This is a genomic window from Paenibacillus sp. CF384 (genome assembly GCF_900106745.1).
In the GTDB taxonomy this organism is placed as follows: Bacteria; Bacillota; Bacilli; order Paenibacillales; family Paenibacillaceae; genus Paenibacillus_Z.
Window position 1 is genome coordinate 17,683 of sequence record NZ_FNNV01000034.1, and the last position, 11,972, is coordinate 29,654.

8 protein-coding genes are annotated in these 11,972 nt (G+C 49.7%); 1 reads left to right on the forward strand and 7 read right to left on the reverse strand.

Going from position 1 to position 11,972, the window contains the following annotated elements; translation table 11 throughout:
- Nucleotides 1–319: 319 nt before the first annotated feature.
- From BLW29_RS30415 to BLW29_RS30445, 7 genes are all read right to left on the reverse strand, one after another.
- The gene (locus tag BLW29_RS30415) at nt 320–2,404 is read right to left on the reverse strand and encodes an alpha-glucuronidase family glycosyl hydrolase (protein ID WP_090986770.1); all 2,085 of its coding nucleotides are present in this window, start codon (nt 2,402–2,404) and stop codon (nt 320–322) included.
- Between the two features lie 79 nt (nt 2,405–2,483).
- Complete coding sequence (locus BLW29_RS30420; protein WP_090986772.1) at nt 2,484–3,605, reverse strand: family 8 glycosyl hydrolase; 1,122 nt, start codon at nt 3,603–3,605, stop codon at nt 2,484–2,486.
- A complete protein-coding gene (locus BLW29_RS30425) occupies nt 3,605–4,525 on the reverse strand; it encodes a carbohydrate ABC transporter permease (protein ID WP_090986774.1) in 921 nt (306 codons plus the stop codon). Before BLW29_RS30425 ends, BLW29_RS30420 begins: the two co-directional genes overlap by 1 nt.
- A 13-nt stretch (nt 4,526–4,538) precedes the next feature.
- On the reverse strand, nt 4,539–5,489 hold the full coding sequence (locus tag BLW29_RS30430) for an ABC transporter permease (protein ID WP_256209088.1): 951 nt from the start codon (nt 5,487–5,489) through the stop codon (nt 4,539–4,541).
- Between the two features lie 125 nt (nt 5,490–5,614).
- Nucleotides 5,615–7,321 (reverse strand): ABC transporter substrate-binding protein, encoded by a 1,707-nt coding sequence (locus BLW29_RS30435; protein WP_090986784.1) that lies wholly within the window; start codon nt 7,319–7,321, stop codon nt 5,615–5,617.
- 146 nt (nt 7,322–7,467) lie between these two features.
- The gene (locus BLW29_RS30440; protein ID WP_090986778.1) at nt 7,468–9,186 is read right to left on the reverse strand and encodes a sensor histidine kinase; all 1,719 of its coding nucleotides are present in this window, start codon (nt 9,184–9,186) and stop codon (nt 7,468–7,470) included.
- Between the two features lie 23 nt (nt 9,187–9,209).
- Complete coding sequence (locus BLW29_RS30445) at nt 9,210–10,787, reverse strand: response regulator transcription factor (protein WP_090986780.1); 1,578 nt, start codon at nt 10,785–10,787, stop codon at nt 9,210–9,212.
- A 255-nt stretch (nt 10,788–11,042) separates the two neighbouring features.
- On the opposite strand from BLW29_RS30445, the gene BLW29_RS30450 reads away from it, so the two are divergent.
- The gene (locus BLW29_RS30450) at nt 11,043–11,609 is read left to right on the forward strand and encodes a GNAT family N-acetyltransferase (RefSeq protein ID WP_090986782.1); all 567 of its coding nucleotides are present in this window, start codon (nt 11,043–11,045) and stop codon (nt 11,607–11,609) included.
- Nucleotides 11,610–11,972: the final 363 nt, after the last annotated feature.

The following is an 11,972-nucleotide window of genomic DNA, read 5'->3' on the forward strand; positions in this document are numbered from 1 at the left end:
TCTCTCCAGAGATTTATTATTTAAGTCTTCACTTAAATAAGAGTTGCGAAAAAGAGATAGAGACTGCGACAGAGAGACAAAGTGCCATAGAGTCTACCCGCCGATAGCAAATCTAGCTCCCCTCCCTCTCTCTTCCAAGGTTGATCTACTAATCTTTCCAAAAAGCGCAGCGAAAGGGAGAAAGGGTTTGTGCCGGAGAGTTTACGTGACGCCTTTGATAGTGTGTTGTAACCTTAAACTCTCATCATAGAGAACACACAATCAACAGCGGCCGAAGGCACATCCCTGAGCCCTGCAGCATTAGCGCTTTAACCCAAAGTCAATAAATCAACCGCCCCCGTTCATCGGCGATCCCCGACTTCCGATAGAAATACGTATTAATGCAATCGCGCCATTCTTCCGCATGCTCCGCTTGGTGAGTGAGTCGATCCATCACCTGCTCGTGCCGTTCGCTTCCAACCAGCGAGGCTAGCAAGTTCCACTGCTCTACCAGCTGAGCTGCACGCGCTGCACCTTCGAAATGCGTGTCGTAAATGTGCTGGATCACCGTCTTGCCGCTCTTAAGCCGATGCGTATACGGCACATGATGGAAGAACAACAGGAGCTCATCCGGGCATAACGCCACCGATTCGTATCGCTCCGCCACCGGAGAATGATACTGTCCCGCGTAGCCGGTGCCGCTGCGGGCGGTACGATCAACGCCAATGCCATGGCAATCCGCATAGTGATAGGTGCCCCACTTGGAATATTCATAGCCGTCTACATTAGGGCCATAATGATGATTCGGATTGACCATCCAGCCTACACCAAGCGGTGCGGTATAATCCTCGTAGATACTGTACGAACTCATAAGCATGCCAAGCAGGACTCGCTCCACCTCTGAATCCAATCCGAAGGTCATCGCAATCCATTCCCGTGCGATCTGCTCCGAACTTAACTTCGGATTCCAAGCCAACCGCGCATAGCCATACAAATTCGCCTGTGCCAGAATGTGCCCCGTCCAGCTCGCGTCATCCCCGATATTCGCTACTGCCGCAACGCCGCCGCGTGCTCTGCCAAACAGCCGCCCGCTAGCAACTTCCGCAACCGTAGAACCTTCCCCGCGGGCATGCGTATCAAAGTCCATGACTTCCTTCCACTGCGGCACCAAGAAACATACATGCCGCTGCTGCCCCGTGTACTCCTGCGTAATTTGCAGCTCAAGCAGCTGGTTGGTGTCCTGAAGTCCGCCGAACAACGGTGAAACCGGCTCCCGTACTTGAAAATCCATCGGTCCGTTCTTAATCTGCAGCATGACATTGTCACGGAACGTTCCATCCAAAGGCATGAAATGGTCATAGGCCGCACGAGCGCGATCCGTGCTTCGATCTCGCCAATTCTGCAGGCAGTTGTACACAAAACAACGCCAAATCACTTCGCCGCCAAAAGGTGCCAGCGCATCTGCCAGCATGTTCGCGCCGTCCGCATGATTTCGTCCGTACGTAAACGGCCCCGGTCTGAATTCGGAATCAGCCTTGACCAGAAAGCCGCCGAAATCCGGAATGTGACGATAAATGTTTTTCGCCGCGCCATGCCACCATTGCGCTACCTCCGGCGCAAGCGGATCCGCCGTGTGCAGTCCGCCAAGCTCCATCGGACTCGCATAATTCACGCTCAAGTAAAGGCGAATACCATACTCGCGGAAAATATCCGCCGTCTTCGCCACATCCGGCAGAAACTCATCGGTAATGAGCCTCGATTCCTGGCTGTGCACGTTAACGTTATTAATCGTTAACGCATTGATGCCTCCGGATGCCAGCAGCCGAGCATAGTCCCGCACACGCTCTTGATCTCCAATAAATCGGCCCTCATGGAAGAAAATACTTCTCCCCGCATAGCCGCGCTCAATCGATCCGTCCATGTTGTCCCAATGGTTAATCATGCGAAGACCGTTGCTCGGCAGCTCGCGAATGGCGAGCATGTCGATGCTCGCCCCCGTTTGTAACAGCCGGATCAAATGGAACACCGCATACAGCACGCCTTTATCCGCATCAGCTGACAGATAGATCCGATTCTCATCCGAACCGGACGCATGGATAACATAGCCTTCTTCACCCAACTCATTGAAATTATAAATACTTGCGAGCGTGTTCAGCAGCTCGCAGCTGCCGATTGTACCGACCACAATTACCGGCAGGCTCAGCTCCTCGGCAACGGCATCATCCTCCACCTCAGTAGGCGTTTCCCCAAGCATCACGCTCAGGGCATGCTTCAACTCTCTGCGAGCCGCTTGCAGCAGCGGCGAATCACCAACCACCACAAGCTGCGAGCAGCGCTTTTTATATTCACAACGTAATGCTTCATTCCGGATAAACTGATAATCAAGCCAACATGCATAGCCGCTCTCTATTCTTCTTCTATTCATGGCTGCAACAACCTGCCTCTCACTTCATGAAATGAAAAGGGCCTCCTGTAACAGGAGACCCTACCTACTACATATCCATTTATTCTGCTGCTTTTGCTGTCCAAATTCGGTAATTCCCGCTTAACGCCAATAAGGCGAATAAGTAGAGGCAATTATCGTAATAGCGCCTTTCGCCCTCGCGAACAGGCGTCTTCCAGAACAACGCTACACTCTCTCGCGCATAGGGCCGATCCGGTGCAGCTAACGACGCGGTTGCATTCGTGGCGATGAGCCCAACCGGATGAAGCGATCGCTCCTCGAACGGCTCACCAGCAATCGTATACCGCCGATAGTCATCGGGATGCTTATCCGCGAAGAAGGCTTGAATCAGCTCTGCCTCCTGCGTCATCCATTCGCTTGCGCCAAACCACAGCGCCTCTAACCCGATATTGGCTGCGACCCGGTACGAATCGCTGAAGAAATGCCCATACCCGCGATCATCATTTGGTGTTCCGTCATAATGAGCATACTCCGGAGCTAAACCGGTCTTCGGATGGCAAGCCAGCTTCAAATAGTCTCTGCTGGCCTCTGCCGCTTCTCTCCAGAACGGACGATCCGCCTCATTCGCCCATAGCGCGAACAGCTCATAGAAATGCGGCAGATGATAAGACGGATCCGAGTATTCGCAGTTCGGCACGAATTTGATTAACTTATTGTCCGGATTCCACATCGGATAGCCAACTCCGTCTTCCCCATTGTGGATGCAGTCATGCAGCAGCACACGCGCCTTCACGCCGTAATCCAGCGGCGCTGCGCCGTCGCCCCACCGATGGGAAGCGAAGAACAGCGCAAGCGCGAAATATTCCTCCCCATCAGGCGCCGGTCCGTTCGAACGCTTCGTGCCATCTGTGTTGCAGGACCAGGCGAAATAACCCTTGTTCTCGCCGGAGGTCATGTACATATACTGATAGCTCCATCTCCAAAGCCGATCAAATACATCTTTCTTGTCCAGCTGAACAGCCATCATCATGCCGTAGGACATGCCTTCCGTCCGAACATCGAGGTTCCCGGTATCGAGCATATAGCCCATATCGTCGCCGGCCGGATAATAAATTCTCGTTGCCTCATGATCGCCGAACAGCAGCTCCCACGTTTGCTCGACTTTTGCCTCAATAACCTTCGCATCGTAACCATACTCAAGCAGAAGATTGCGTTGTCCCATTAGCCTTTTACGCCTCCCAGCGTCATCCCTTTAACAAAATACTTCTGAAGGAATGGATAAACCATCACGATCGGCAAGCTCGCTACAATCGTCATCGTTGCTCGAATGGACGTCGGTGTGACGAAGTTTGCAGCCGTTCCGCCTGAGCCATCCATATTGCCGCCGGAAGAGCTGATCGAAGCATTCGAGTTTTGGAGCATCTTCATCAATTCATATTGCAGCGTACTCAGGTTAATATGCGACGAGTTGTACAGGAACACATCGAACCAGGAATTCCAGTGGTACACGGCTGTGAACAAGGATGTTGTCGCGAGCACCGGCATCGACAGAGGCATGACGATCTTCAGGAACGTCGTAAACTCGCCTGCGCCGTCAATTCTTGCCGATTCCAGGATGCCTTCCGGCAGCGTCTCAATGAAGGAGCGAATCACGATGATGTTAAATACGCCAACAATACCCGGGATGATGTAGACCCAGTAGTTGCCCATAAGGCCAAGCTCGCGGATCAGCAAGAAGTTCGGAATCAAGCCACCGTTAAAATACATCGTCAATACAAAGGCCAGCGTGACGAATTTGCGCAATACAAATTCCGGACGGCTGATTGTATAAGCGACCATCGCCGAACAGAAGGTAGAGATCAGCGTGCCGAGAATCGTCCGCGAAGCGGATACCATCGTCGCGTGCAGAATTTCTCCTTGCTTAAACACATAATTATAATTTTCCCAGGTTAATACCCTTGGCCATAAATAGACGCCGCCCTTAATGGAGTCTCCGGCATCGTTGAGCGAAACAGCCAGCATGTTGATGAATGGATATAGTGTCACGATCATGAGAAGCACCATGAACGTGTAATTGGCGATATCGAACAGCCGATCTCCTGCCGATGATTGACGGGCCATATTTCCTTGCGATTTAGCCATGCTGTTCTCCTCCTTAAAACAATCGTTCTTGGCCTAGCCGTTTTGAAAGGTAATTCGCCGAGAACAATAGCACGACACTGATGACCGTCTTGAATATCCCTGCTGCAACGGACAATGAATAGTTGCCAAGATTCATACCATACTTCAGGATGAAGATTTCAAGATTCTCGGAATAATCGAGGTTCGGTCCATTGCCAAGCAAATATTGCGGCTCGAAGCCAGTCTCTAGAATTTGTCCAAGGTTAAGAATAATGAGAATGATAATAACAGGTTTGATACCGGGCAGCGTAACGTGGAAGATGCGCTGGAAGCGTCCGGCACCATCAATCTCAGCAGCTTCATACTGCGCAGGATCGATTGAGGTCATAGCGGCCAAATAAATAATCGTGTTCCAGCCTACGTTCTTCCACACTTCCGAAACGCCTAGAATACCCCAGAAATACTTGCCTTCTCCAAGCCAAAGAATCGGTTCCTTGATGAACCCAAGACCCATCAAAATTTCATTGAGAACCCCGCCGTCAGCAGAGAGAATGGTCTGAATGATCGTAGCTGCGACAACCCATGATATAAAATGCGGCAAATAGCTGATCGTTTGTACGACCCGTTTAAACGCTACTTTTCTTAATTCGTTTAATAGAATGGCAAGTATAATGGCGGTTACAAAACCGAGAACGAAATTGATTAAGCTCATCGCAAGCGTATTGCGAAGCACCACCAGGAACCGATCATCGGAGAACATAAACTTAAACTGCTTCAAACCAACCCATTTCTGATCGCTGAAGGCTTTCGCCGGCTTATAGTTCTGAAACGCGATCGACCAGCCCCATAGCGGAATATATTTAAAGATCACAAGCCAAATAAGGAACGGAACGGACATCAGGACCAGCGCCCGCTGCTTCACAAGCTTCTGCAGAAATAATCCGATCCCGGATTTCTGACCGAGAAGGATCCGATCGGCAGTCATCTCCTGCTGCTTGGTTTCTATCATTGCGATCACTCCTCTCCATACCTGCCCGGTACTATACGTCTAAATTAGGAAAGGCCGGTCCCGTACTGCATGCGAGCTCCGGCCTTCCCCTTATTACTTGATTAGCCTTTAATCTTTGCTGCTTTTTCTTTCACTTCTTCCGTCATCGTTTTCTCGTATTCCGCTACAGGAAGCTTGTTGATTTCGCCTACATACTCGTTCCACAGGCCGTCGAATTTATCCGGTGCTGCAAGAACGATTTTGGCAAAATATTTACGTTGTACGTCTGGTTTCTTAGCCGTGTAGATTTGCGCATCCGTGCCTTGCTCAAGCGCGATACTCCATGCCGGGTACCAAGGACGGTCATCCGGAGCCGAGAACATCTCTGCGTACGTTTGAACGCCGTATTTCGCAAGACGATCTTTCTCGGCAGGCGTAAAGGAAGCTTGTGCAACTTCCGGTTGTCTGCCTGGGTTTACAGCATTGCCATCAGGGAATGTGGAGCCTTGACCGTACATCGGCCAGTAGTACTCGAAGTAGCCGATACCCACTTGACGTTTGTAGTCGTTATCTTTGAGCTTGTCGATTTCTTCTTGGGTTCTGTACAATCTGCCTTTGTCATCCACTTCATAGTTCTTGCCTTGAACGCCCCACTGTACCAGCTTCTGGTTCTCGTCCGTAAGCAGGTTGTCGAAGAATTTAATGATGCGTTCAGGGTCTTTCGCGCTAGTCGTGATACCCACGCCGCGGTTGTTAACGAAGGAAGCCGGATCGATATATTGGTCTTTCACGCCTGCGTCGAACGTGATTGGCAGCGGGAAGTATTCCAGATCGTCGTTGCCGCCGTTCTTCAACGTTTCGGTTTTCAACGTTTGCAGCGCTTGGTTCACCTGCCAGCCGTAATCGAAGAATCCAAGTACTTTACCGGAAGTCAGCTTCGCCAAGTATTGATCGTAGTTGTCTACGAAAGAGGACTTGTCGAACAACCCTTCAGCGTTAAACTCATTGAGCTTCTTGAGCCAACGTTTGGTGCCATCATTAGCTGCGTAGATTTTGGAATCCATCGTATTCATATCGACTTGAACTTCACCATCATTCGGGTAGCCTGCAAGATGGTTCGGCGGGTTCGTTGTGGCAAAGAAGCGCCAGTCATGCGTCAGGGACATGAAGCCCGTCAATTTGTCGTCTTTATGTTTGCCTGCATAATCTTTAATCAGGTTAAAATACTCGTCGAACGTTTTGATTTTCGGATAACCGGCATCCTTGAGGACGCGGTTTTGTACCCAGAATGCGCCTTGGTCAATCGTCGGATTAGGTTTATATTCGCCGACTACTGCACTGAATGGCAGGAAGTAAATGTTGCCATCGTCCGCTTTCATCAGGTTCATGTAAGGGCCATATACGCGCTTAATGTTAGGACCGTATTTATCGATAAGATCGTTAAGCGGAATGAATGCGCCCGCCTCCAACACTTTGTCGATGCCTGCATCCGGCTGCAAGATATCCGGATATTCGTTACTTGCGATCATCGTGCCGATCTTCGTATTCAAGTCGCCTACAAGATGCTCCATCTTGAAGTTGACACCTGTTTGATCCTCGAGGATTTTACCGATTTCCGTCTTGTTCGTATCGGTGTCTTTGTTAGCTGTAGCATTGAAATAAGTGAAGGTTACCGGCTCGGCTTTCTCCGGCTCAGCTGCCTCAGTTGTGTTCGTAGTCGTGTCTGTGTTAGTCGTCGCAGCATTGCCTGTTTCCTTTGGAGCGTTTTCATTTGCATTGTTATTGCCGCTGGAACAGCCGACAATACTCATCATCAGCGTGAGCGACATGATGCCTAGCTGCCATTTCTTTCTCGTTTTCAAAGAAAAGTCCCCTTCCTGCTCTATAATTTGTAAGCGCTTCAATTGAACATCTTCAGTATACAAAGCCGAGCAATCTTTGTTTACCAGGTAAACTATATGTCGCGCTTAGAAAATTAAAGAGATCGTATTTCGATCCGAATCGACGTCCCTGCCCCTTTGCTGCTCTCCAAGTCGAAGGTCGCATGCTCGCCATAAAACATCTTCAGCCGCAAATACACATTGCGAATGCCGATGCTTTCCCCGATCTCTTCCTCGGTCGAATACAGATTCTGCAGCAGCTCGTTTCGTTTCTCTGCCGTCATTCCCACGCCGTTATCGCTGACCACGCAAAGAAGTCCATCCGGAGACTTGCGCACGCTGATCGTAATGAAACCGGCGTTCTTCAAGGGCTCGATACCGTGGATGCTCGAGTTCTCGACAAGCGGCTGCAGCGTCATCTTCGGAATTTTCTCCATGGCTGCGTCCGGATCTACCTCAATGCTGTAATCCAGCTTGTCCCCGAATCGGTATTTCTGAATCTGCAGGAAGCTCTCGACCAAATCGAGCTCATCCTTAACCGTTACCATATCTCTGCCCCAGGACAGAGATTTACGGAAGATCTTCGCCATATGGTGAATGATTTTGGCCGTCTCTTCCTCGGACTTCATCAAGCTCCGCATCCGAATCGTCTCCAGCGAGTTAAACAAGAAATGCGGATTGATCTGACTCTGGAGCGCATGCAGCTGCGATTGATTGCGGCTAAGCTCCAGCTCCTTCTTCTGGATGTCGGCCATATAAACATCGTGAATGAGACTCTTGATCTGCATCGTCATTCGGTTGAATTCCGTAGTCAACTGGCCGATTTCGTCATTCGTCTCTTCGTTATCGATCAGCTCGAAGCTGTGGTTCTTCACCCGCTTCATCTGCCTCAAGATGCGAAATAGCCGCTGATTGAGCGAGCGCGTAAACCAAACGATAATAAGCGTAGGAACAAGGATGTTCGGGAGCGCCATATAAATAACGAATTCCCGTGACTTCCGAACCTCTACCAGCACTTCGCGCTCCTGAAATTTGCCCACAACATGCCAATTCATTAGGTATTCCTTGTTCGCAAAGCCTTCATCGAATAGGATGCCATCATTCTCGGAGTCCTCTCCGCTGTACTTCTTGCCGGACGAATACTGAACGGTATCCCCTTCGAGCAGATACACGCTGCCCTCCAGCGTTACATTGCTTAATACTTGCTTGATAAGACCGGGATCCAGATCAATCTTGATGATTTTCTCGAAATTATTCTGCCCCGCAGAGCTGCTCATTCGCCTGACAATACTGATTCCCGGATCCGTGATCGACAAGTTATTGCGAACGAGGATCGGATTGGTCGTACCCGAGCTTACAAGCCTCTTATACCACTCTGCATTTGGACTAATTTGTGAGATAGGCGAGACATAGCCGCCATAAATAATCGTATCGTTATCCGTGTAGATGGTAATGTTCTGAATCGCTCTGTATACCGGCGCGTATTTCTCCAGCATGTCCGTAATATAGGAGTGGTAGTTCATGACGTAATCGGATGAATCCACATAGCGTTGATCCAAGTAGTCATTCATGATGGAATCGTTATAAAGGACGGAAGAGATGCCCACTACGGCATCGATCTGGTACATGAATTCGTTGCGCATCTGCTCAATGGCCAGCGACAAGTCCTTCATCTTCTGATTCTTCACGTTATTCGTCGTAATATTGTAGAAAATGACGTTCGTGAGCACGACCGGAATTAACACGGATAGAAAATAAATCATCAGCATCTTGCTTCGAAGCCTGATGTTGTGGAAGGCGCTGCTTATTCTCATGAACGTGAATCCTCCTGCGCCTTCTATGTTTTTGCGATCATCGCATTTTTGTATTCGGTCGGGGTTTTCCCTTCCACTTTCTCGAATTGGCAGACGAAATAATCCGCATTGCCAAATCCGACGTTGGCCGCGATTTCGTAAATTTTCTTATCCGTCTGACGAAGCTGACTCTTCGCTTCTTGAATTCGAATCTGCAGCAGAAACTCATTAAAGTACATGCCATATGACTTCTTGAATAGTTGGCCTAAGTAAACCGGATTCATATAGAAAAGCTTAGCGATGCTCTTCAGGCTGATATTGCTGGCATAGTGACTCTCGATATAGCTTTTGATTTTGCCAATCTCGCCTTTCCCGATCTTGCTGCGAAGCGACGCCATATAAGCCGTACATTCCGTTAGGAATTCCATCAGCAGTCCCTTAACGCTCTCTAAGGTTCGAGGCTCGTTATCCCAATGCATAATGGGATTGAAGGACGCCAGCTTATTCACATCGCCTTGCATCGTCTGGATGATTCGAGTTGCGCCGTGCACGCATCTGGAGATCGAAGCGCGCATCGATTCCAAGGCGAAGCCTTGCTCGCGAAAGGCTGCAAACATCGCATCCACGAGCTTCGTTATGGCCTCGCTGTCATGCTCTTCCAAGCGCTCCATCAGCTCCGTGTATTGCGTCTGCTCAAGCTCCTTGTACTGCAAAGCCGTGCCTTTGATGTCGTCATAGAGGATCGCCGCTTTAGGCGCCTGCGCGAATTTATATTTCATCGTTTCCATCGCGGTCATATAAGAAGCCTTCACCTGATCCAGCCCGGCAGTCCGCTCCCCAATATACACGCTGGTGACGCATTCGCCTATTCCTGTCGTCCCCCTGATCAGATCATCCGCCAGACGCTTCACCCCATCCGGCTTTGGATCCGATGATGGAATCAGAAATCCAAGTCCATAGGGACTTGGAATGTAGATGAATGGTTCTTGATCCGGCGCATGCCGCTTCACTACTTTGATGACGGCTTCCTTTAACTCGCCAATCTGTTCGTTCTTCTCATCCTCACTCAAGCGGGAAGGGACGTTATTGAGCTCAAGCGCAACGTATCGCAGCGGTTTATCGATTGGCAGCCCCAAGTATTGCGATGCATCCGCAAGCAGCTTCTCGTCGGATTTGCCCGAGAGAAGCTGTTCGAACAGGGAGATCTGGAATAGCAGCTTGCCGCCTTCTTGCCACGTCGGTCGCTCATTGAGCATCTCATTAATCCGCCCTAAGGTTTCCATGAGCTCGTTCTCGTCGATCGGCTTGAGCAAATAATCATGAACGCCGTATCGAACGGCCTGTTGCGCATATTTGAAATCGCCATAGCCGCTGATAATAATAAATTTGATCTCCTTGCTGATTCGCTCCTGAACCGTCTGAATAAGCTCAAGCCCATCCAGCACCGGCATACGAATGTCGGTAATGACGAGATCCGGCATCTCCCGCTCAATTAATGCGAGTGCTTCTTCCCCGTCTTCCGCCTCGCCCACGATCTGAAAGCCGCATTTCTCCCAAGGGATTAGCCCAACCAGCCCTCTGCGGGCAAACATTTCATCGTCAACCAGAATCGCTTTTCTCATAGGAATGCCTCCGATTGTGGTTTGTTGTTCACTGTAATCGCTTACAAGTCGCGCCACCAGAAAGTTTTCGTTCCGTTAGTATTTTCAAAGTTAATCCATTTTACTAAGACATCCTGCTTTCGTAAACGCAAAGAAGTATAGGTTTTACTTTGTATTCTAAAGAAATGGAGCCGATTGCGTTCTATTCCCTGTTCTGTGATACTCTAAGGCTAGGCATTTGGGCAGCAACCGTCAAGTTATTAATGAGGTGAAACGATGGGCAAGATAACGATTGAAGTGATAGAGGATGGCAATATTGAGCCATGCCGGGCGCTATGCGATGAACTGATGGCGTTTCAGAAGTCCCAGGCAACGATGCTGCCGGAAGTTTTCGATGCGATGAATTTCGATACGCGGATGAAACGAAGCTATGACCGTGCGCCGGAAAGTCAGGTTATCGTCGCGAAGGATGACGGTGAACCGATTGGCTATGTATTCTCGACTATCGATCAGCTGGACGAAAGCAGCAGGAATGCGTACCCCGACTGGGCTCCTCGCGGAGGCAAAGGCTTCTATCCTGATTGGGATGATCTGCCCAATAAGGTCGGCTGCTTGAACAATTTGTATATCCGTGACGGCTATCGGGAGATGAAGCTTGGATCCAAGCTATTCGACATGTCGATCGCCTGGCTGGAAAGCTCCCCGAATGTGGACATCATCTTCATCTATATCTCCAATGGCAACGATACGGCGCTGAACTTCTACTTGAGCCGCGGTTTCACGTACAGCCACGAGGTGTTTGGCGGTTTTATTAAGGCGGTTTACAAGTTTACGCGAAAGTAAAAAAGAAACCCGGCGTTATGGACGACGCGGGTTTCTTTGAAGAGAAATTTGTTGGTGGTGTTGACAGGTACTTGCGTATGATAGGGGCCGGCGAAGTAGATGCGCATGGGTAAGGCCCCCATCCCGGCACGCGGTGCTCGGTCTCAAGTCGGCCAAACCGTTCGCTGTGCTTGAAATGTTGCAGTTTATGCAACATTCCCGGTGAAATGGTTGCCTAATGGAGGAAATGTTGCGCATTTTGCAACATTTCCTCCCCAAGTGGTCGTCTCTCCAAGGCCCCTTAATTAAACTGGAGTCCTCTCAGCCAATAATTTAAACTATTAGCTAAGGGGATGATCCGTTATGGGGAAGCATTTAGGACAA